The following is a 22,722-nucleotide window of genomic DNA, read 5'->3' as shown; positions in this document are numbered from 1 at the left end:
ATTACTGATTCCAAATGGATAGATCCTTACCGATCAGGGCTGCCAGTTTTTCATTATGAGGTTTAAAATAATCTACTAGTTTCTCCCTCTGGCTTTGACTGAGTTTTTGGTAGCCCGGCTTCTTATTCGAGAAATTCATATAGTTTAGAAAACGATTCATCTTAAAACTTTTGGTCAAACCCCATTTCTTGGCCAAATAGAGCGAATAGGGGAATCGCGGCAAGATGGTTTTGTTTCTTGGTTCCTCGTCAAAGTCAAAGTCTTGGGGTGATACTTCCAAAAATTGAAAAACCTCGTTCAATACATGATCCGGGCCATAGGGCTGTATGAGGTCTTCAAATAGCACAAATAGCATCTGTTCTTTCGGGAAGAAGTCAAGAAAATTTTGAACTTGTTCGTGGTATGTGCTTCGTTTTAAATAATGAAGGTATGGATCCCTTTTGTTTCTTTTTTCTTTTTGTAGCGCCTTTTCGAAGGAGTAAACTTCCTCACCATACCTCAGGTTGTGCATATAATTGGAATAGGATCGGTCTATTGGGTTCCTAAATACCCAAATTAGTTTTACATCGGGAAAGGATTCGGATATCCTTCTTGGAGTATAAGGGTTATGTGCGTATTCTGGGGTTTTTTCCCCAATAATTTTAGCACCCTCTTTCCATCCTTTGGTGAGTTCCTCCTGATACCATTCCAGTCCTTTTTGGAAATTTTGCTTCCGACTGAAAAATTGAAGTTCCTTATAAGCCAAATGCACCCTTTTATGGTTGGTAAGGTGCTGTTTAAGACTGGTAGTACCAGATTTCATGGTTCCTACAATAATAAAGTCTGGCGTATGGATGTCTGTTTTTTTCAACGAATTAGTTTGTTCACGAGATTGCTCGGTAGTCCTTTATCAGATTACAGGAAAGGAAATTACAATTATTATTGGCCATATTCGAATTTAAAATAAGCGATCTCTTCTTTGTAAAGTTCACTAACCAAATCGATGGTCTTTTCATCGTAGAACTCCGTATAATGACTGTTATTGCTTATGAGCAGTTTAGGAAGCTGGCTATCTTCCAAACCGATACGTTCACATACGCTACTGAAATCTTCCTGAAGGTTTCCGAACCTGCCAATAAAGTCCATTTCAACCTTACCTTGTCGATTCTTGAGAAAGTGCAATTGATTAAAGTTCTCTGGGTTAATTTTTTCCTTCAGAAAGGAATACAATGTGTAATTGGGATCCGTAATGCCATATCGTTCCCTATGTAATTCATCCCTCATAACGTTGGCATACCAAGAATACAGGCGTCCCCAAGTATTACGGACAAAAGAGAATTTGTAGTACGAATCGAATTCCTTTTTGGTTAGCATAGGTGAAATGAATAGGGAGAGATTCTTTTGTGCCAATTGAGACTTCCCCTTTTTTATAGAATACAAAAACTTCTTAAAGTAAAAACCCCGATCTGTAAGTTCCTCAATATCTGCAAGGGATCTATGATCCTGTACATCACGCTTCAAAGTATCGAAATGTCCCAATTTCTTTTCAATACTGGTACCTCCTGTTTTGTGAATGTGAATAAAAATGAAGTTGTGTTCCCTCGATATCATGTTCGGACAAAGGTACTATTTCTTCATTTCTGAAAACAACATAATTTAGGTCGGTATGGTCTTTAAATTTTAAAGCTATCTTTAGGCAAGTTTTAGAAATGCCCAATAAATAGCGATCAAAGTGCCACTAGTTTCCGTAATTATTCCTAATTATAATCACGCCCCTTTCCTTGAAAAAAGGATAGAAAGTGTATTGGGACAGACGTTTAGGGACTTTGAACTTCTATTGCTGGACGATACTTCTACAGATGATAGTGCAGCCATCCTAGCTACTTACGAAGGACATGAAAAGGTAGCAGCAGTTGTGGTGAATGAATCTAACTCCGGAAGTCCTTTCGGTATGTGGAAACAAGGTTTGAAAATGGCAAAAGGTTCCCTCATTTGGATTGCCGAAAGTGATGATTGGGCAGAACCCCATTTTTTAGAACGTTTGGTACCCAAAATGAACAATCCCGATGTGGTGTTGGCACATTGTAAGAGCTATAATGTCACTGCAGAAAAGAAATACCTTAACCCTTGGTGGAATGCATTTGGAATGGAGTTTTGGAAAAATGATTACAGCAAAGAAGGAACAGAACTTTTACATTTTTATGGGAAATATCGCTGCCCCGTAATGAATGTGAGCTCAGCTTTGATTAGGAAGGAATCTATTGAACTTTCCTGGTTTCCAGTCCGATTCCGGTATTGTGGTGATTGGTGGTTTTGGATGCGTCTTTTTCTGAAAGGACAGGTCGCATTTTGCGCAGAACCCCTGAATTATATTCGTGTTCATAAAGAATCTGCTATACGGAACCAGAAAAAATCCTCCCTTCCAAGGTTGCGTGAAAATGTGGAGGTAATAAAGGAAATTCACATTGCTATGGGTGAAAGATTAGCCTATTCCGAGCATTATGATTGGCTCATAGATCACTGGGTAGGGGAAATGTTTAGGGAAGGAAAGTACTTTAATCCTGCCTATCACAAAACAAGACTTCCTAAAACCTTTAGAAGTCCGTTTTACAAGGCCTATCGAAAGCAGTTGAAAATAAAACTCTCCAAAGGATAGCAGCATGATCCCAAAGAAAATCCATTATTGCTGGTTTGGCAAGGGGAAAAAGCCCGAAGTGTTTCAGCGTTGTCTAGAATCTTGGAGAAAGTTCTGCCCCGAATACGAAATCATAGAATGGAACGAAACCAATTACTTCGATACGAAGCATCCATTTTATAAAAATGCACTACGTAAAAAGCGCTATGCCTTTGTGTCCGACTTCGTCCGTACCTCGGTATTATTGAAAGAAGGTGGTATTTATATGGATACGGATATGCTACTCGTAAAAGACATAGATCCACTCATTAAAAATCGTTTTATTATTGGTGAAGAGGTGAAAGGAAGGGTCAATTTTGCTTTTTTTGCAGCCGAAAAGGAAAGCAGGTTGGTAAAAAAAATGAAGGAATATTACGATACGCATCCATTTAACCAATTTTCGCTTCCCGTTATAACCCATACCTTTACACCCATGCTTACATCAAGTCCATTAGAACCGGGAGAATTAATCTTATCTAAGGACTATTTTTATGCGTTGCCTTACGAAAATAGGGATCAACCCATAGAAACATTCTTAAGTGAGAACAGTTATGGCGTGCATTTATGGGATCACTCTTGGAAGCCTGAAAGCACAGAAACCATAGGACAGCTAATTAAAAACTTAAAAATTGTTTTTGGCGATTATTTCTTCTACCGATATCCAAAATGGTATTTCAGAAGGTATGCCAAGGAATTTTCACGCAAGTTATACCATAAGCTAATTGGTAAAGGGAAATGAAGGTAGTTCTGGTAACCACATCAAGTAAGGGAGGCGCAGGTATTGCGGCATTACGCCTGTACAATGCCTTGAAAAATGCTGGTGTTTCCAGCGCTTTTTTATCTCGTGACCTTACCATTGATTTTAAGGGAAGCGAAAAAAAGGATCCTTTTTTTGAATATAAAAAGGCCTCCTTATTCTCTAGGGCGTTCAGGAAATTTGGATTGGGTTTTTCCTCAGGCGGACAAGATCGAATGAGACGCGAAGTTTCAGAATTGGCCGATACCAATTCTTTCGAAATCTACTCACTACCATTTAGTCCGTACGAATTACAAAATCATCCGTTAATAAAGCAAGCCGATATAATTCATTTACATTGGGTGAGCGGATTGATCAATTTCGAAACATTCTTTCATGACATCAAAAAACCCATCGCATGGACATTGCATGATATGAACCCATTTTTGGGATTGTTTCATTATCAAGGAGATACGGATCGGAATTTTCAAATACTTCAGGAAGTTGAAGAAAAAGTAAGGGAAATAAAAAGGGCCGGTATTCAACATGTTATCAATGGGGCACTAATTACCCCGTCCCAATGGCTTTTGGACGAATCGAACGTAAATGATGTGTTCCAAAAATTCCAAATCAAGGAAAACATTGCAAACGCCATAGATTTGGAGACATTCCAGATTCGTGATAAAAAGGAAGCAAGATCATCCCTGTCTCTAGACACCACTTCCTTAGTGTTATTGTTTAGTGCTGGTAACCTAGAAATCTATAGAAAGGGGGCGGATCTGTTAATGGCCGCTTTAGAACTTTTAGACATTCCCCTGACCTTGCTCACCTTGGGGCAGGGAGATTTAAGTATTCAGAATCCAAGTGTAACCGTAATACCACTCGGTTTTGTGAAGTCTGAAGAAGAAATGGCAGTATGTTATTCGGCATCCGATGCTTTTGTGTTACCCAGTCGGGAGGATAATTTACCGAATACCATGTTGGAGTCATTTGCATGCGGGATTCCAGTATTGAGTTATGCCAGAGGAGGAATGAAGGAATATATTAGAGAAGGTTTGAACGGATTTTTGGCACCAGAATGCACTCCGGCATCCCTTGCTGAATCGATAGAAAAATTTTACCACCAACGAAATTCGTTCGATTCAAAAAAAATAAGGAAATTTGCCGAGGAACACTTTCACCCTGAGAAACAGGCGGAAAAATATCAAAAAGTGTACCTTAGGCTTGTAAAAGCCACAACCCCAAACCAATAATTAAGAAAGGAACCATGAAAAAAGCAGTTGTATTAGGCGCAGGCGGATTTATTGGAGGTCATCTTGTAAAAAAGTTAAAAGCCCAAGGGTACTATGTTCGTGGAGTTGACATTAAGGAGCATGGTTATGCCCAATTGCCCAGTGACGAATTTGTGCTGGGGGACTTAAGGGACCCACAAGTAGTGGCCCAAGTAATCGATGATGACATTGATGAATTATATCAATTAGCGGCCGATATGGGAGGTGCTGGATATATATTTACAGGAGATAATGATGCCAATGTAATGCATAATTCGGCATTGATTAATCTGAATGTGGCACATGAGGCTACAAAAAAAGGAGTGAAAAAGGTATTCTATTCTTCCTCTGCCTGTATGTATCCTGAATACAATCAAATGGATCCTGACAATCCTAAATGCTCTGAGGATTCAGCATATCCCGCAAATCCCGATAGTGAATATGGTTGGGAAAAGCTATTTTCGGAGCGCTTGTTCCTTTCATTCTATAGGAATTATGGCTTAAATGTTCGAGTGGCCCGATTCCACAATATTTTTGGACCCGAAGGTGCTTGGAACAATGGTAAAGAAAAGGCACCGGCAGCATTATGCAGAAAAGTAGCGGAGACGGAAGACGGTGGAAGTATTGAAGTATGGGGCGATGGACTTCAAACGCGCTCTTTTTTATACATAGATGAATGTTTGGAAGCAGTGGAACGCCTTATGGATTCAGAATTTATGGGACCCGTTAACATTGGTTCCGAGGAGATGATATCCATCAATGATTTTGCAAAAATGATCATCGGTATTTCTGGTAAGAATATCGGTATTCATAATATTGAAGGTCCCGAAGGGGTCCGTGGAAGAAATTCGGACAATGATCTAATTTTAGAAAAACTGGGATGGAAACCTACCCAACCCCTGAAGGAAGGAATTGAAAAAACATTCGCTTGGATTCAGGATAAGGTTACCCAAAAAGAGGTTGACGTTTCTGTGTAATCTATGAGTGCTAAACTCATGCTCATGAAACCATTTCTATCTATAATCACCATAAACTATAACGATCTTAAGGGGTTGAAGAATACCGTTTCCTCTGTAAAGGCGCAATCTTTCAAGGACTTTGAATTTATAATTATTGATGGAGGTTCTAATGACGGAGGAAAGGAATACATAGAGTCTGAAGCCCAACATTTTGCCTATTGGGTAAGTGAACCCGATAAAGGAATATTCAATGCACAGAACAAGGGAATTGAAAGGGCCCGTGGTGAATATCTAATGTTTCTAAACAGTGGGGATATCCTTTGTCATGAAAATGCATTGAAAGAGTTTATTGAAGACCCCAGTTTTGATGGGGATATTATTTATGGGGACTATAAGTATGAGAAGGGCGAAAAGATTTTTGCCGATACCTTGACTCCTTACTATTTTATGAAAACTTCTTTACCACACCAAAGCACCCTGTTTCATCATCGGGTATTTGACCGTATGGGAAAATATGACGAATCTTATGCCATGTCTGCAGACAGGGCTTTATACCTGAAGTGTTTGTTGAGTGAAGAATTCAAGTTTTTGCACATAACCTATCCGCTGGTGCTGTTCGATCTCGGTGGTGTAAGTAACTCCCCGGAATTTCATACTAAAAAGCAGGCCGAGGACGAACGAATGCATCGAGAATATTTCGGACTCTATTATGAAGATATGAAGGCACTTTTGGAAGCTAATAAAGAGATAGCACGATTGCAGAAAGAAACTCCAAAGGGATTGCTGAAACGAGTAAAGAATAAACTATCCAAGTAACGCGGCTAGATGGAAACAAAACCATTGGTAAGTGTTATCATTCCTACTTTTAATAGGGAATCTTATCTATTACAGGCTATCGAGAGTGTAGTAGAACAAACCCATCCTCGAATCGAGATATTGGTGATAGATGATGGCTCGAAAACACCTTATGCCAAAGGTATATGCGACCGTTTCAAAAATTGCAGTTATTATTTTAAACCGAATGGAGGTATTTCTTCCGCAAGGAATTATGGGATCGAAAAGGCTCAAGGGGATTTTATTGCTTTTTTAGATGATGACGATTTCTGGGCACCCCATAAGATTGAAGTGCAATTAAGGGCCTTTCAGAAAAACCCAAAGGTGATGTTGGTGCATTGCGCCTGTTCCGTTGTTGATGAAGATGGTAAGGAAACGGGGCAAAATATTGGTCCATCCCCGGGTAAAGAGCATTTAAGGACTGGCCATGTATTTTGGAATGCCCTAGGGGTTTGGCTTATAAAATCGCCAACACCACTCATAAAAAAAGAAGCATTAACCAAAGACTTACGATTCGATGAGTCTATGAAGGCTGGGGAAGACCAGGATTTTTATCAGCGGTTTTTTTATAGGCATTCTATTCAGTATGTAAAGGAAACTTTGGCCTATTATAGAATTTACGATAGCACCCAAAGGCTTTCTCAACAACAGGAACTGTACCGGGGAATAGCGCTTAAAATGTATAACAATTTAAAGGCTATGGGAATTGCCAACCCTTGGGAACGATATAAGGTTTCGAGGCGATTGCTTCAATATGCTGTTTTTACCTGGGAACAGAGTCATCCCGAAAAGTCTATGAAAATCCCTAAGTTTAATGCGTACTTTAGGCCACATTATTGTCTCAGGACTTATTTTTAAACCCTTAACATGCGAGTAGGTAGAAATCCAGAAAAGGATAAAGAAATTCAAGAGGATGCGTATCATCGTATCATCATTCCAGTCTTCGTGCCAAATTTGGAAGGGTATTTCGAAAAGGGTTTGGATTTTACAAAGTTATGTATCGATTCTTGTCATGCTACCAGACATTCCAAAAGTCATTTAACGGTGGTGAATAATGGCAGCTGCGAGGAAGTTACCCAGTACTTGCAAAAATGTTATGAGACAGGGGTAATTGATCAATTAATACATCACAAAGCCAATGTTGGCAAAATAGATGCGGTGATACCCGTCGCAAAATCCAGCCAAGAACCACTCGTTACCATAAGCGATGGAGACGTATTATTTGTTGAAGGTTGGATACAGGCCGTGGAGGATACCTATAGGAACTTCCCAGAAGCAGGAATGGTATCACCCGTGCCGCATGGAACAATGTTTGCAAATCATACTGTAAATACCATTTACGATGCATTCTTTAGGAGGGAATTGAAGTTTCAGAGTGTGTGCAATCCTGAAGACATGCTCAAATTTGCAAAGAGCATTGGTAGGGAAGATAGCATGTATAAGAACGAATTGCGCTTGCGATACCAAATGACAACTCAAAGAAAGGACTTTTCTGCAGTGGTAGGATGTGGTCATTTTGTTTCGACACTTCGCCGTGAAGTTTTTCAGAAATCTCCTGATAGTTTCAGTAAAATGGCCTATTCAAGTAAAGCCGATAAGGATTATATAGACATCCCCAATGACCTGTCAGGATTTTGGCGATTAGCGACAATCGGGAATCATGCTTATCATATGGGGAATCAGCCAGAATCCTGGATGTACGAACTTGCCGCCAATCTAAAAAAGAATGAAGGGCGCACAGTAGATATTCCGAATGCCAAACGAGGATCATTGTCATTTGGTTTCAAATCTTTTGTGGTACGTAGGCTGTTGATGAATAAATGGATACGCCCCACTTTTTACAAATGGCTAAAGCTTCCAGAAGGACATAAATACTATTAATTGGAAAAGGCCTATTTTTAGGTACGCTTTTAACCAACCCTATGCGCGGATTTATTAGAAAAGTACTTTACTATTTTTTGAATGCTCCCGAAACCACGGACAAGGTGAGTTTAACTGGTTTCTCGAGAGGAGTTCAGAATGTAATTTTTGAAGGGGCCAACAAAGTGCCCGATAGGTGTAACTTTTCAGGAAAAATAAAATTGGGATATGCTACCACTTTGGGGTACAATAACTTTTTGCATGGGAATATAGAAATTGGCAAATACTGTCAATTGGGAGCCGATGTGGCGATTCACACGACCAATCACCCCATTCATTATATGTCGACCTATATCAATAAAAACTTATTCGATGGAGAACTCTCAAAGTTGAAGGAGGTTAAAAAGGTGACCATAGGTCATGATGTTTGGATTGGTCACAATGCCATTATAGTGGGAGAAGTTAGCATAGGTAATGGTGCAATTGTAGCCAGTGGAAGTGTGGTAACCAAAGATGTGGCGCCCTACACCATTGTGGGAGGTGTACCGGCCAAAGAACTCAAAAAGCGATTTTCGGATACCGTCATACAAGAAATTGAATCGTTGCAATGGTGGAACCTATCCGAAACAGAGTTGGAAAAGATTAAGCCTTTGTTTTTTAAGGATCTTAATAATGCCAATAGTTTGCATGAATAATCCCTAAACTCTATTGGGTCTCCCAAAAACTATGAAAAAAAAGCCCATATTGGTAACAGGTGCCCATAGATCCGGATCGACTTGGGTGGGTAAGATATTGAGTGCTTCCCCTAAAATGCGCTATGTGCATGAACCTTTTAATCCACAGCGTCAATACCCTGTACCTCCCATAAAGACATGGTTTTTGCATCTTGGTAAATTCACCAGGGAAAAAGAACAAGCGGATATCCGAAAGTACCTGAAAGCATTTTTGGATACTTCTATTGGATCTATTAGGGCAACCATGGCGCCTTCTAAAAGAAGATTGAGCCTACTACGTGAGTTGCGCTCAAGATGGCTGCGGCGTACCGTTTTCAAGGACCCAATTGCACTTCTTTCTGCAGAATGGATGTACGATAACATGAATTGCGATGTAGTAATTGTGGTTCGACACCCTGCAGCTTTTGTAGCTAGCTTAAAAGTAAAGGATTGGCAATTCAATTTCCATAATTTCTTGAGGCAGGAACAACTTATGAACGGGTACTTGAAGGAATATGCAAATGAGATTAAGGCATACTCAGAAAACAATGAAGATATAATAAAACAAGGGGTATTATTATGGAATTGCCTATACAGCACGGTCAAGGCTTATCAGTCAAAATATGGTAATTCATGGTATTTTGTAACACATGAGGCACTCTCAGAACAACCAATTGAGGAATTTAAAAGTATGTATGGATTTTTGGAAATCCCTTGGTCGCAGGAAGTAGCGAACGAAATTGGAAAAACGACCCAAGGGCTGCATAGCGATGGAAATCATTTAAGGGATTCCAAAAAGAACATTCATACCTGGAAAGAGCGCCTTTCGACGGACGAGGTTCAAAAGATAAAAGATGGGACCCGGGAAGTCTGGGAGCATTTTTATTCCGAATCCGATTGGTAGGGCATTTTCAAAAATAGTACCTTTGAGAACCTAATCAACTCTAACTTTCTTTGATTACAACTATTGCAGAAATAGGACAAGCCCACGATGGTAGTTTAGGAATGCTTCATGCTTATATCGATGCTGTTGCAAAAACAGGGGTTTCCGCTATAAAATTCCAAACCCATATTGCTGAGGCAGAAAGTAGCATTCATGAACCCTTTCGCGTTGCATTTTCGAAGCAGGACAAAACCCGTTTCGAGTATTGGAAGCGCATGGAATTTACCCAAGAGCAATGGATAGGTATTGGTGAGCATTGCAAGGAAGTAGGACTCACATTTATAAGTAGCCCCTTTAGTAATACGGCGGTCGATGTATTGGAGAAAGCAGGTGTTGAAGTGTACAAAATTGGAAGTGGGGAAGTAACAAACTTTTTATTGCTTGAAAAGGTGGCAGCCACTGGAAAGCCTATTATTATTTCGAGTGGAATGAGTTCATATAATGAATTGGATGCCGCGGTAGCTTTTCTTAAGGAACATGGTGCCGATTTCTCAATTCTTCAATGTACTACAAGTTACCCAACACAACCTGAACAATTTGGATTGAACGTGATTGGCGAAATGAAGGAGCGATATGATGTACCCATTGGATTCTCGGACCATTCTGGCAAAGTAGCTACCGGAATAGCGGCAGTTGCGCTAGGCGCGGAAATATTGGAGTTCCATGTAGTATTTCATAAAGGCATGTTTGGTCCCGATGTAAGCTCATCCTTAACTCTAGAGGAAACCAAGGAATTAGTGGATGGGGCAAATGCCATCGCCAAATCTTTAGATCATACCATAGATAAAACCGATACCAGCGCTTTTAGTGAAGTAAAACAAATATTCGAAAAGTCCTTGGCTATAAATAAGTCCTTGCCACAAGGTCATGTGCTGACGTTTAATGATCTTGAAGCCAAGAAACCAAGAGGATATGGGATAGATGCTGCCCGTTTTCGGGAAATTATTGGTAAAAAATTAATTCGTGGTCTCGCTCAATGGGACTTTTTGAACGAAGCAGATATAGAAGAATGAGCCAATCTAGAAAAATATGTGCCGTAATCACTGCAAGGCCCTCATATAGTAGGGTAAAAACGGTGTTGCAAAGTATAAAGGAACATCCAAATCTTGAATTACAGTTGGTTGTTGCTGGTTCCGCATTATTGGATCGTTATGGAAATGCGGTCAATTTTATTGAAAAAGATGGATTTACCATTAACGAGAAGGTGTTTATGGTGTTAGAGGGTGAGAATAAAACGGCGATGGCCAAAACCACTGGGTTGGGTGTTATGGAATTAGCCAATGTCTTCTACAACTTGCAACCAGACGCAGTGTTAACTATTGCAGATCGATTCGAAACCATAGCGACTTCAATAGCTGCCGCCTATCAAAACATTCCGCTTATTCATCTTCAAGGTGGAGAGGTTACGGGTAATATTGATGAAAAAGTGCGACATGCCAATACCAAATTGGCAGATATTCATTTTGTAACTTCCGATGACGCAAAAAATAGGGTGATTAAAATGGGAGAAGATGAGAGCTACGTGTTTAATACGGGATGCCCATCTATAGATTTGGCTGCTGAGGTTCAAAAGAACCCAAAGTTAGATTTCGACCCTTTTCAGAAGTATGGCGGAGTAGGAGCTTCTTTTCCCTTAGAGGAAGGATATATGGTAGTGATGCAGCATCCTGTTACAACAGAGTACAATGAAGCCAAAGCAGATGTTACCAAGACCTTGGAAGTGATCGACGAAATAGGTGTTCCTACTTTTTGGTTTTGGCCAAATGTAGACGCAGGTGCCGATGGTACTTCGAATGGAATCCGGGCCTACAGGGAAAAACACAACCCTAAGAATATTCGTTTCTTTAAAAATATGGAACCCAATGATTTTCTTCGTTTGCTTGTAAACGGGAAATGCTTAATTGGGAATAGTAGTGTTGGTATTCGGGAATGTTCCTTTTTGGGGGTGCCGGTGGTTAATATAGGTACACGCCAAAATAGACGTTTAAGGGGTAAAAATGTCATAGACGTGAGTTATGATAAAGATGAAATTTACAATGCTATCGCTACACAATTAAAAGATCCTCGTAATACCAATAGTACCATTTATGGAGAAGGGGATAGTGGGAAAAAGATTGCTGATATTCTTTCAGAAATAGAACTTAGGTTTCATAAAACGATTAGTTACTAATGAGGATCCTCGGGCTTATACCTGCTAGGGCAGGGAGTAAAGGAATTCCCCATAAAAACAAGAAATTATTGGGGGACAAACCCCTACTTCAATATACTATAGAGGCCGCTTTGGATTCAAAATTATTGTCCTCAGTGGTTTTTTCTTCCGAAGATGATAGCCTTATGAATATGGCCAAAAGCCTTGGGGCAGCAGTACCTTTTAGACGGCCGGAAGAACTAGCCTCGGACACTGCAGGCTCATTAGGGGTAGTACAGCATGCACTGAGTGCATTGGATGAAGAGTATGATGCTGTCTGTTTACTACAGGTTACTACACCCTTTAGAACGTCTGAAGATATTGATAATGCGATTGAAAAGTTCCTAGCTTTGAATAGTGATAGTCTGATATCGGTACAGGAAGTACCCCATCAATACAATCCGCATTGGGTCTTTGAAGAAGAAGCTGGAACCTTACGAATTGCCACTGGTGAGGATAAGATCATAAAGAGACGTCAGGAGCTCCCAAAGGCCTATATTAGGGATGGAGCAATTTATATTACCAAAACCAAAGTCTTGTTGAAAGACCATTCTTTTTTTGGTGAACGCATGGGTTATATTGAGTTGGACCCTTTAAAGCATGTGAACATAGATACGTTAGAAGATTGGAAAATGGCAGAAGAACTTCATAAAAAACTCTATTTTTAATCCATGTCCCATTCAGAGAAAATATCGATAGTCGTTCCCGTGTATTATGGGGAACATACGATTGCTGAGTTGGTCGAGCGATGCCGTAATACCATAAAAAAATTAGGGCTTCAATGGGAATTTGTACTGGTCAATGATGCAAGTCCAGATCAATCATGGGAGGTCATTCAAAGCCTGAACAAGGAAGATTCGGCTGTTCGTGGGGTTAACTTTAGTCGAAATTTTGGGCAGCATTATGCAATTTCTGCAGGACTAACCTATACTACAGGCGACTGGATTGTCGTCATGGATTGCGACTTGCAGGATGTTCCAGAAGAAATTGAAAAGTTATACGCGAAGGCACTTGATGGTTTCGATATTGTGCTAGCCCAGCGCAAGATTAGAAAGGACGGTTTTTTCAAACGTTTCTTCTCTAGAAGATTTTATGGCCTGCTGAGTTATCTTTCCGGAGCAAAGTATGATGCACAAGTAGCTAACTTTGGTATATATCGTAAAAAGGTAATCGAAACGATCATTGCATTACCGGAAAAGAACAGATTTTTTCCTTCAATGATAAAATGGGTCGGATTTCATCATACGTCGATCGAAGTACGTCATTCCGAAAGGGCAGAGGGAAAGTCCAGTTATAATTTTAAAAGATTATTTAACCTTTCATTGGATATAATTCTTTCTTATTCGGACAAACCTTTGCGCCTAACAATTAAATTAGGATTAATCATCACCTTTTTGGCATTGGTGTTTTCAGCCATTATGGCGTATAAATGGTACGTTGGCGATATCGAAGTATTAGGTTATACTTCGTTGATTCTATCCATTTGGTTACTATCTGGAATTATTATTTTCGTATTGGGAGTGGTTGGATTGTACATTGGTAAGATTTTCGAAAACGTAAAGGACCGTCCCACCTATATTGTTAAAGAAGTGCTATGAGGGTAACCATGTATATCTTAGGTGAAAAGGGATATAAGTCCCTGATGGCCATTCCTGAAGGATTTAGAAAACAAATAGATACTATAGTCATTGGTACGGATAGCAGTGTTCAGGATGACTATTCATCTAAAAGTACAAGGTATTGTGAGGAACATTCTTTGAATCATTCCCAGAATCGGGAAACAACAACCACAGCAGACTATATCATTGCAATTGGTTGGAGATGGCTCATAGAAGCGAATCCTTCACAGACCCTAATCGTAATGCACGATTCTATTTTACCGCGTTATAGAGGATTTAACCCATTGGTAACAGCACTTATTAATGGTGATAGTGAAATAGGGGTTACGGCCTTATTGGGCACAGAGAACTATGACGAAGGGGATATTGTTGCTATTGAAAAGTTGAAAATTAGATATCCTATAACCATATCTGAGGCTATTTCCAAGCTTAGTGAGAAATATGGAATCCTTGTTCAAAAAGTGATTGGTTATATTTCAAAGGGCGAAGTCCCTCGCACACCCCAAGATCATACCCTTGCTACTTATTCGGTATGGCGGGACAAATACGATTATTTTATTGATTGGAATTGGAACGCAGAAAAAATAGAGCGGATGGTAAATGCCGTGGGGCATCCCTACTCAGGAGCTCAGATAAGGGTGAATGATCAAATTTATAAATTGGTGAAAGCTCAAGCAGTTCCTGATGTGAATGTCGAAAATAGAACACCGGGAAAAGTACTTTTCAAGAAACAAGATAAACTTGTAGTACTATGCGGCACAGGATTGCTCCGTTTGGATGAAGTCCATAATACAGAAAATGAAAAGGTGACTTTTCAAAACAAATTTAGAATCCGATTTACCTAATATGTATATCCCTTTCAATAAACCTTATATTTCTGGTAATGAGTTGACCTACATTGAAGATGCAGTGGCTCGGGGTAAAATTTCGGGGAACGGATACTATACACAGAAATGCCAGTCATTTTTCGAGGATACATTTCAGTTTAAAAAAGTACTGCTCACTACGAGTTGTACGGATGCCTTAGAAATGGCTGCCTTGCTTTTGGATATAAAAGAAGGGGATGAGGTTATAGTTCCGTCATATACATTTGTATCTACAGCTAATGCCTTTGTACTACGTGGAGCAAAGATTGTATTTGCCGATTCCAGAAAAGACCACCCAGGTATTGATGAAAGTGCCTTGGAATCGTTAGTAACCCCGAGAACCAAAGCCATAGTAGTAGTGCATTATGCAGGTGTAGCCTGCGATATGGATATTATTATGGGCGTAGCCAATGAGTATGGCCTATTTGTGGTAGAAGATGCTGCCCAAGCGGTACAGGGCTATTACAAAGGAAAACCATTGGGTGGCATAGGGCATTTGGCAGCCTTTTCGTTTCATGAAACCAAGAATATACAATGTGGAGAAGGTGGTATGCTGGTAATAAACGACTCCCAATTTGCCGATCGGGCAGAGATTATATGGGAAAAAGGAACGAATCGTAGCGCTTTTTTTAGGGGGGAGATAGATAAATATGGTTGGGTAGATGTAGGTTCTTCTTTTTTACCAAGCGAGCTGAATGCTGCCTATTTATATGCCCAGTTAGAGGAAATGGAGGCTATTCAAAGTAAAAGGATGGATCTTTGCCAGACCTACAAAAACGCCCTTTCCGATTGGGCAATGGCACAAGGGATTGGTCTTCCGGTAATTCCAGAATTCGCTACCCAAAATGGGCATATGTTTTACTTGCTATGTAAGGACATAGGGCAGCGTTCATCTATAATTGCACATCTTAAAGAGAGGGACATATTATCTGTTTTTCACTATTTGAGTCTTCATAAAAGCCCATACTTTTCGGATAAACACGATGGTAGGGAATTACCGAAAAGCGACCATTATACCGACACTCTCTTGCGATTGCCACTCTATTATGAACTAAACCCCAAAGATGTAATTTCTGCACTTCTTGCGTATGATGGCTAGAGCAATTTCTTATGTGTTTAGAATAACGATAGTGCTATACACATTTCTATCGGGATTTTATTTTTTGGGAAAACCCGGAGGAGGTGGGGACGAAGCATTATTTATTGCGGATCTTACATTAATTAAATCAGAAGGTTGGTGGGTAGCTATAGAAAAAGGGATTTCCATTCCTTATATGCTTCTAGCATACCCTTTAACATTCTTTCTGGATCTACATGTGGCATTAAGGATGGTTAACCTTATTCTATTCGGTGCCTTACTGTATTATTTTTACAAACGACTGCGAATAAGGAAATGGGATTTCTATGGTTTGCTGTTGTTTTTTTTCAGCACTGTGGGATACTTTATGGCCGGCACCAATGATACCTTTTTTGTAGTTGCCTTGGTTATTTTTATAGTAGAAACCTACAGGTTACTGGCATATGAAAACAAAAAGTCCTTGGCTTGGTGTGGAGTGGGTTTAGTATTGGCATTTCTTACCCGTAAATTGATATTTGTGTATCTACCGGTTATACTGCTCGCACTATTCTTTCTCTGGAAATTCAGGAAAGTGAATTTGAAGACACTCATGATTCCGGCATTACTACTTATACTTGGCTTGGGGTTGAATTTTCCCTCGCTCAACTCAGGAAATGGTATTTCCTACGATCAAAAATTGCCTCCAGAAGGAGTTAGTGCTACTTGGCCACAACGGCAGTATCTGGCACAATTGTGGGTTAATGAAGGGAAATTATCCAATTACAATCACCCGAATTGGAAGCAGACCGACGCATATTTGGAGAAAAATGGGGCAGAATCATTACCCAAAGGTGTTTTGGACGGTATGTTATATGATCCAGAACTGACCCTAAAGGAATTTTTTAAGGACCTCGTGTTTAGCATAACCTATGGGGTACGCCAGTTAGGACTAATTTTACCAACACTTTTAATAATGGCCTTATTGGGGTTGTATCGCATTAGAAGACTTTCTTGGAATAGCTTTGTTCCATGGTCTTTGCTCATAATGATCGGCATATTTTCTTTACTGATTATTTCTTTTGTGGAACTCAGGTGGCTTGCACCGGTATTTATAGCATCTATTTTCTATTTTTACACACTTTCAGAACAACGAAAACTTTCAAACGTATTAGTACTTGCCAATTACGCTTTTGTAACACTATTAAGTTGGTATGGAATGTATGGATTGTTCGGTAAATTATGAGCCAAACCCACAAGCATATACTTGTTTTTACTCCCGACGGAACTGGGATAAAGAATTATTTGTATTCCAAGGTTTTTCGGGATTCAGATGCGGATATTAGCCTGTTTCATAATTTCGATGATGATACATTAGCTCAGATCTCTACCAATATTGAAGTAAGGGAAACGTATGAAATTCCACATTACAAGGAATCCTTCAAGGAGAAATTTCTCCGCGAATTAATACATGCAGTACGTATAAGGGAAAACGCCACAAGGGAAAACAATCCAACGATTTTCGCCTTTCGGAAGAAAAAACACAAAGGTTGGAAATTGAAGGTGTTTTTCACCCTCGTGAATCTTCAGACCAAATTCCTAAAAGGTTCAGCGGCTATAGAAAAATTGGAAAAAAAGTATGAAATAGCACTAACCAAAAACCCTTTCTATTTTAAAATTAAGGACCTTCTTAAGGAAATTAAGCCCGATACAGTTTTTTGTACCCACCAGCGTGCACTCAAGGCACCTTCTGTATTTAAAGCTGCCCGGGATATGGGAATTAAAACGGTGACTGTAATTTACTCCTGGGACAACATCCCCAAGGCAAGGTTGGCATTGCGATCAGATACATATTTGTTATGGTCTGAGTACATGAAAAATGAAATGGTTCGATTTTACCCTGATATCCCACAGCAAAGCTTAAGGGTAACAGGGACACCGCAGTTTGAGTTTTATACGGACCCTGCCAACATAATTCCTAAGGAAGCTTTTTATGAGCAATACGGGCTGGATCCTTTCAAAAAAATCATTTGTTTTTCAGGTGATGATGTCAAAACCTCACCGTACGACCCCTATTACTTGAGGGATCTTGCCAATGGAATTAAGGAGGCCGGAATGGATGATTTTTGTCAAATAGTTTTTAGACGTTGCCCCGTAGATATATCGGGCAGGTATGATTGGGTGTTAAAGGAATACCCTAATTTAATTATTGATATGCCGCCACTTTGGAATTTCAACAGTGCGATTTGGACGGCTATTTATCCACAATACCAAGATGTAAAGCTTTTAGTAAGTTTGGCTTATTATGGGGATGTGGTGGTGAATGTTGGTTCCACGATGGCTTTCGATTTTGGCATGTTTAAAAAGCCATGCATTTATATTAATTATGATCACAAACCTGACCCCAATTGGTCGGTTGAAACTATCTATAAGTACCAGCATTTCAGAAGCATGCCCTCTGAAAAAGCAGTATATTGGTGGGACGAAAGAACCGCTATCGATAAATTGGTAAAATTGGCATTGGATAGGCCATCAACGGCTATAGACAATTGGTTTAAAATTGTGGTAAATCATGGGGATAGCGCCTCGCAACATGTAAAAAAAGCACTTCTATAATGCACATCCTTTTCTTATCGGGAGAATATCCCTTATGGACATCAGGAGGGGTCGGAACGTTCATCCAAACCTTGGGACGAGCCCTTGTGCAAAATGGACATAGGGTTACTGTTGTTGGACAAGGAAAGGAAAGGGAAGAAGTCTACTTGGAAGATGACGGTGTCCAGATCTATCGCCTTCCCAAAAACACTTCCCGATTGCCTAATTTTTTGTTCAATGCAAATCAAGTAAACAAAAAATTAAAAGCCATTCATGAGGAATATCCCATTTCTATTATTGAATCGGCAGAAGGAGGACTCGCATTTATCTCGAAAAATCATCCAGCAAAAAAAGTTATTCGCTTGCACGGAGGTCATCATTTCTTCGCAGAGGCCGAACGGCGCGGTATTAATTGGAGAAAAGGCAAATTGGAGAAACTATCTTTTAAAAAAGCGGATGGTTTCATAGCTATCTCCAACTATGTCAAGGAACATACCCAAAAGTACCTTTCGTATCGTAATAAACCTGTTACGATCATTAATTTGCCCGTGGCCGTTCCCGACCTTCGGGATGTCGCCATAAAGGATAATCATATCTTATTTGCGGGTACCATATGCGCAAAAAAAGGAGTGAAGGAACTAATAGAGGCCTTTCAAATAGTAAAGAATAAGTATCGGGATAAACAATTGGATTTATATGGAAGGGAGTGGTTTTATCCCGATGGTAGTACTTTCGAGGCTGAGTTACGTGAACAATACCCAGCGAGCTATTTTGAACGAGTACATTTTTGCGGGGCTATTCCTAGAAATGAATTGAACAAGAAGTATGCGGAAGCTTCATTTTGTGTATTTCCATCCCATATGGAAACCCAAGGCTTAGTGTCAATCGAGGCCATGGCTATGGAAAAAGCAGTGATTTTTTCTCAGTATGGTCCGGGCCCAGAAACGATTTCTCATGGAGAAAACGGATTGCTCTGCGATGTATACAATGCGAAAGATATTGCCGAAAAGATGATATGGTGTATAGAGCATCCCTCTGAAGCCAAAGAACTTGGGAGAAAGGGACGTGAGACTGTATCCGAAAAATATGATCCTGAAAAAATTCTTGATGCCAACCTGAAGTTTTATGCTTCACTTACAAAGGATCGATGAAAAGCAGAGCCAGTTCAACTATCTTTTTAGCCTTTTCAATTGGTGACTCTTCCATTTCCAATATGTTTTCCCAATTGGCAATTAAATTATCCTCGAAATATCACGTTGTTATATTTTCAGATAGAAAGGTTCCTTTCAAGCATGAATCAGACCATATAGAAACGGTCCATTGGCCTTCGCCTCGACCTACGAGAGCTAAGGATTTTTTGTTTCTTCGTAAAAAAATTAAAAAGTATCGTCCCGTTTTAATGTTATCCACATTTGGGGCCAACAATATCTTCCTTGTTATGGGTAGTCTTATGGGAGTTCCCAATCGAATAGCCTCCCATCAAAGTGTATCGAGACATTTTAAATCCAAGAGGCTTAAAGAGCTACGGAAGAAATGGGTGTATGGAAAAGCCACCCAGATAATTACCAATTCCAATGCAACAAAGGAAGATGTAATCGATTTATTTGAACAATCGGAAAAGAAAATTAAAGTCATTCATTTTGCCGTTGAAAACCCAGGAATTGAGAATAAAAGGGATCCTAATTTAATGGCATATGCAGGTAGGCTTTCTGAAAACAAAGGGATTTCAATTTTGCTTAAAGCAATCACCCTTGTCGTAGAAAAGAATCCCGAAATTAAGCTTGAATTAATGGGAGGTCCATCAGAGAAAGTTACCTATTACGAAGATTTAGCTCGAGAATTGGGTATTCATGGCAATGTGACTTTTTTCGGTTCCCAGCCCAAGAATATGGTCCTTGGATTATTTTCTAAAGCACAGGTAGTGGTAGTTCCTTCTTTGTCCGAAGGTTTTGGATTGGTTGTCATCGAAGCCTTTTCGGTGAAGACACCCGTTATTGGATCAGATACTGGAGGGATCGCGGAAATTGTAAGGGATAACAAGGACGGTTTTCTGGTACCACCAGGAAACGAGATGGCTTTGGCGAATCAGATTCTTGAGTTTTTCAAAATGGAAAAAGGACAAGAGATTTATGGAAGAAACGCTTATGAACAGTTTGTTGACAAATTTGAATTGAACAAAGTTGTGGAAAAAATGGCTGCGTATCTATCCGATTTAATACAAGCCTAAAGTTGATTTAAACACTATTTTATAGCTACCTTTCGAAGCAATGAAGTTTGTTATAATTACACATGTGCCACATTTTGCATTTGGGGATACCTATCAAGGGTATAGTGCCTATATCCGGGAAATGAATATTTGGGCGAAATATGTGGATGAACTTCTTATTGTTGCCCCATTAAGCAAAGAGGAAATCACTTCCATTCACTTACCTTACCATCATAAGAATATTAGGCTGTATCAAATCCCAGCAATGTCATTTACATCGCCGTTTAATGCGTTGAAAACCATTTGGAACCTCCCTAGGATATCTTGGCAGATTTTCAGGGCAATGAAAAGAGGAACCCATTTGCATTTACGGTGTCCAGGAACTATTGGATTGGTTGGATGTTTAGTTCAAATACTGTTCCCTAATAAGAAGAAAACGGCTAAGTATGCGGGTAATTGGGACCCTAAAGCCAAACAGCCTTTTAGTTATAAACTCCAAAAGCGTTTACTTTCAAATACAGTACTGACTAGAAATATGAAGGTATTGGTCTATGGAAAATGGCCAAATCAGACTAGGAACATATTGCCATTTTTTACGGCCACCTACGGTAATTCGAAAGTTGCAGGAATAGTTCGAAGGGAATTTAATACTCCTTACAAATTTATGTTCGTTGGAACCCTTTCACCTGGAAAACAGCCTAATTATGCTATTCGGTTAATGGCATCGTTGCGCGAAAAAGGTGTTTCCTGCACTATGGATTTTTATGGTGAGGGTACGGAGCGGGATTCGATGGAGTTGAATATAAAAGAGCTGCAATTGGAAGAGGTGGTGGTACTGCATGGGAATCAGACTTCGGAAGTCGTGGAAAACGCCTATAAAAACGCTCATTTCTTAATGCTACCATCATTATCGGAAGGATGGCCAAAGGTTTTGGCAGAGGCGATGTTTTGGGGATGCATACCAGTGGCAACAAGGGTTTCTTGTGTTCCATGGATGTTGGGAAATGGTGAACGGGGAATATTGTTAGGGGATGATTATACTAAAAATGTAGATCAATTATTGGATATATTGAATTCACGCGATCAATTGAATAAAATGGCAATGGTAGGGCAAGAATGGTCCCATTCTTATACATTGGATCGATTTGAAGGTGAAATAAAAGAGCTATTGAAATGAGAGTGCTTCAACTTATTGACTCATTGGATGCTGGAGGTGCCGAGCGTGTCGCCGTTAATTTGGCAAATGCACTTTCCCATCAAATAGATAAATCCTTTTTGGTAACCACACGAAAGGAAGGCATGTTGAAGAAGGAACTATTTAGCGAAGTGGGATACCTTTTTTTGAGAAGAAAACGCACGATTGATCCCAGTGCAGTTATGCGGTTGCGTTCTTTTGTGAAGAGAAACCGGATAACAGCAATCCATGCACATAGCACCTCTTTTTTTCTGGCCACACAGGTAAAAATGATATATCCCAAAGTACGTTTGGTATGGCATACGCATTATGGAAATAGAGTGATTACCAGTCAAGAACAGAATAAGGCACTTCTTTTTTGTTCACGATACTTTAATAGCATTGTCACTGTTAATGAGGAATTGAAACAGTGGTGCCTAGATACTTTGAAAACTAAAAGTGTCATTTATATACCCAATTTTGTTCCCTCCGAACGTGTTTTGAGATTGGAAATGGAGGCAAGGGAAAAAAGGATTGTGTGTGTTGCAAATTTAAAGGAGCCCAAAAATCATTTAAACCTATTGAGGGCGTTTAAGAAAGTACATGCCCAATTTCCAGAATGGGAATTGTGTTTGGTGGGAAGGGATTTTAACGATGCGTATTCCAAAGCCGTTACTTTATTTTGTGAGGATCATCAAATGGGGGATGTGGTGCAAAGAATGGGACAGCGTGATGATGTGGAACATATTTTATCGAAGGCATTAATTGGTGTGCTCTCATCGGATAATGAAGGCTTACCCATGTCCCTTTTGGAATATGGAGCAGCCGGATTGGCTGTTGTAACAACCAATGTAGGACAGTGTGCAGCGGTAGTAAATGGAAATGGAAAAATAGTTCCACCCAATGATTCCGATACGTTGGCTAAAGCACTTATTGTGTATATTTCGGACGAAGAATTAAGAAAGCAAAAGGGCGACGGTTTTCGCCGTCATATTTCAGAAAATTATACAACTGGAGCAATAATCCCTAGATTGATGGAATTGTATTAAAC

At 39.7% G+C, this 22,722-nt stretch carries 23 protein-coding genes; 21 read left to right on the top strand and 2 right to left on the bottom strand.

Annotation, left to right across the window (positions count from 1 at the left end):
- Position 1 precedes the first annotated feature (1 nt).
- Together AC6JAD_RS00725 and AC6JAD_RS00720 are read right to left on the bottom strand one after the other, a co-directional pair.
- Positions 2–850: a sulfotransferase family protein gene (locus tag AC6JAD_RS00725; RefSeq protein ID WP_461304115.1), complete on the bottom strand. Its 849-nt coding sequence runs from the start codon at positions 848–850 to the stop codon at positions 2–4.
- Between the two features lie 68 nt (positions 851–918).
- Complete coding sequence (locus tag AC6JAD_RS00720) at positions 919–1,590, bottom strand: sulfotransferase family 2 domain-containing protein (protein ID WP_461304114.1); 672 nt, start codon at positions 1,588–1,590, stop codon at positions 919–921.
- Between the two features lie 121 nt (positions 1,591–1,711).
- Between AC6JAD_RS00720 and AC6JAD_RS00715 the strand changes: the two genes are divergently transcribed.
- From AC6JAD_RS00715 to AC6JAD_RS00615, 21 genes are read left to right on the top strand one after another with little or no spacing between them, the layout of a single operon-like run.
- On the top strand, positions 1,712–2,635 hold the full coding sequence (locus AC6JAD_RS00715) for a glycosyltransferase family 2 protein (RefSeq protein WP_461304113.1): 924 nt from the start codon (positions 1,712–1,714) through the stop codon (positions 2,633–2,635).
- Between the two features lie 4 nt (positions 2,636–2,639).
- On the top strand, positions 2,640–3,392 hold the full coding sequence (locus AC6JAD_RS00710) for a glycosyltransferase family 32 protein (RefSeq protein ID WP_461304112.1): 753 nt from the start codon (positions 2,640–2,642) through the stop codon (positions 3,390–3,392).
- Complete coding sequence (locus tag AC6JAD_RS00705) at positions 3,389–4,642, top strand: glycosyltransferase (protein WP_461304111.1); 1,254 nt, start codon at positions 3,389–3,391, stop codon at positions 4,640–4,642. Before AC6JAD_RS00710 ends, AC6JAD_RS00705 begins: the two co-directional genes overlap by 4 nt.
- 14 nt (positions 4,643–4,656) lie before the next feature.
- Complete coding sequence (locus AC6JAD_RS00700) at positions 4,657–5,637, top strand: NAD-dependent epimerase/dehydratase family protein (RefSeq protein ID WP_461304110.1); 981 nt, start codon at positions 4,657–4,659, stop codon at positions 5,635–5,637.
- 24 nt (positions 5,638–5,661) lie between these two features.
- Entirely contained in the window at positions 5,662–6,435 is a 774-nt protein-coding gene (locus tag AC6JAD_RS00695; protein WP_461304109.1) for a glycosyltransferase family 2 protein, read from the top strand.
- A gap of 9 nt (positions 6,436–6,444) precedes the next feature.
- Positions 6,445–7,311, top strand: coding sequence for a glycosyltransferase family 2 protein (locus AC6JAD_RS00690; RefSeq protein WP_461304108.1), 867 nt, complete (start codon positions 6,445–6,447; stop codon positions 7,309–7,311).
- A 9-nt stretch (positions 7,312–7,320) separates the two neighbouring features.
- The gene (locus AC6JAD_RS00685) at positions 7,321–8,334 is read left to right on the top strand and encodes a glycosyltransferase family A protein (protein ID WP_461304107.1); all 1,014 of its coding nucleotides are present in this window, start codon (positions 7,321–7,323) and stop codon (positions 8,332–8,334) included.
- Positions 8,335–8,375: 41 nt separating this feature from the next.
- Positions 8,376–9,008, top strand: a complete 633-nt coding sequence (locus tag AC6JAD_RS00680; protein WP_461304106.1) for a CatB-related O-acetyltransferase — start codon at positions 8,376–8,378, stop codon at positions 9,006–9,008.
- Positions 9,009–9,039: 31 nt separating this feature from the next.
- The gene (locus tag AC6JAD_RS00675; protein WP_461304105.1) at positions 9,040–9,930 is read left to right on the top strand and encodes a sulfotransferase; all 891 of its coding nucleotides are present in this window, start codon (positions 9,040–9,042) and stop codon (positions 9,928–9,930) included.
- Between the two features lie 53 nt (positions 9,931–9,983).
- A complete protein-coding gene (locus AC6JAD_RS00670; RefSeq protein WP_461304344.1) occupies positions 9,984–10,982 on the top strand; it encodes an N-acetylneuraminate synthase family protein in 999 nt (332 codons plus the stop codon).
- The gene (gene neuC, locus AC6JAD_RS00665) at positions 10,979–12,139 is read left to right on the top strand and encodes a UDP-N-acetylglucosamine 2-epimerase (RefSeq protein WP_461304104.1); all 1,161 of its coding nucleotides are present in this window, start codon (positions 10,979–10,981) and stop codon (positions 12,137–12,139) included. Before AC6JAD_RS00670 ends, neuC begins: the two co-directional genes overlap by 4 nt.
- Entirely contained in the window at positions 12,139–12,825 is a 687-nt protein-coding gene (locus tag AC6JAD_RS00660) for an acylneuraminate cytidylyltransferase family protein (protein WP_461304103.1), read from the top strand. The genes neuC and AC6JAD_RS00660 overlap by 1 nt, the downstream gene beginning before the upstream one ends.
- Positions 12,826–12,828: 3 nt before the next feature.
- Positions 12,829–13,755 carry a glycosyltransferase family 2 protein gene (locus AC6JAD_RS00655; RefSeq protein ID WP_461304102.1) on the top strand — a complete coding sequence of 309 codons (927 nt, stop codon included), beginning with the start codon at positions 12,829–12,831 and terminating at the stop codon, positions 13,753–13,755.
- A complete protein-coding gene (locus AC6JAD_RS00650; RefSeq protein WP_461304101.1) occupies positions 13,752–14,621 on the top strand; it encodes a methionyl-tRNA formyltransferase in 870 nt (289 codons plus the stop codon). Before AC6JAD_RS00655 ends, AC6JAD_RS00650 begins: the two co-directional genes overlap by 4 nt.
- A gap of 1 nt (position 14,622) precedes the next feature.
- The gene (gene rffA, locus AC6JAD_RS00645) at positions 14,623–15,741 is read left to right on the top strand and encodes a dTDP-4-amino-4,6-dideoxygalactose transaminase (RefSeq protein ID WP_461304100.1); all 1,119 of its coding nucleotides are present in this window, start codon (positions 14,623–14,625) and stop codon (positions 15,739–15,741) included.
- The gene (locus AC6JAD_RS00640) at positions 15,731–16,942 is read left to right on the top strand and encodes a hypothetical protein (RefSeq protein ID WP_461304099.1); all 1,212 of its coding nucleotides are present in this window, start codon (positions 15,731–15,733) and stop codon (positions 16,940–16,942) included. Before rffA ends, AC6JAD_RS00640 begins: the two co-directional genes overlap by 11 nt.
- On the top strand, positions 16,939–18,312 hold the full coding sequence (locus tag AC6JAD_RS00635; RefSeq protein WP_461304098.1) for a hypothetical protein: 1,374 nt from the start codon (positions 16,939–16,941) through the stop codon (positions 18,310–18,312). The genes AC6JAD_RS00640 and AC6JAD_RS00635 overlap by 4 nt, the downstream gene beginning before the upstream one ends.
- The gene (locus AC6JAD_RS00630) at positions 18,312–19,442 is read left to right on the top strand and encodes a glycosyltransferase family 4 protein (RefSeq protein WP_461304097.1); all 1,131 of its coding nucleotides are present in this window, start codon (positions 18,312–18,314) and stop codon (positions 19,440–19,442) included. Before AC6JAD_RS00635 ends, AC6JAD_RS00630 begins: the two co-directional genes overlap by 1 nt.
- On the top strand, positions 19,439–20,518 hold the full coding sequence (locus AC6JAD_RS00625) for a glycosyltransferase family 4 protein (RefSeq protein WP_461304096.1): 1,080 nt from the start codon (positions 19,439–19,441) through the stop codon (positions 20,516–20,518). Before AC6JAD_RS00630 ends, AC6JAD_RS00625 begins: the two co-directional genes overlap by 4 nt.
- A gap of 40 nt (positions 20,519–20,558) precedes the next feature.
- A complete protein-coding gene (locus AC6JAD_RS00620; protein WP_461304095.1) occupies positions 20,559–21,674 on the top strand; it encodes a glycosyltransferase family 4 protein in 1,116 nt (371 codons plus the stop codon).
- Positions 21,671–22,720 carry a glycosyltransferase gene (locus AC6JAD_RS00615; protein ID WP_461304094.1) on the top strand — a complete coding sequence of 350 codons (1,050 nt, stop codon included), beginning with the start codon at positions 21,671–21,673 and terminating at the stop codon, positions 22,718–22,720. The genes AC6JAD_RS00620 and AC6JAD_RS00615 overlap by 4 nt, the downstream gene beginning before the upstream one ends.
- Positions 22,721–22,722 lie beyond the last annotated feature (2 nt).

The sequence above is a fragment of the Aureisphaera sp. genome (genome assembly GCF_059726885.1).
This window is presented reverse-complemented; position numbering and strand designations above follow the sequence as displayed.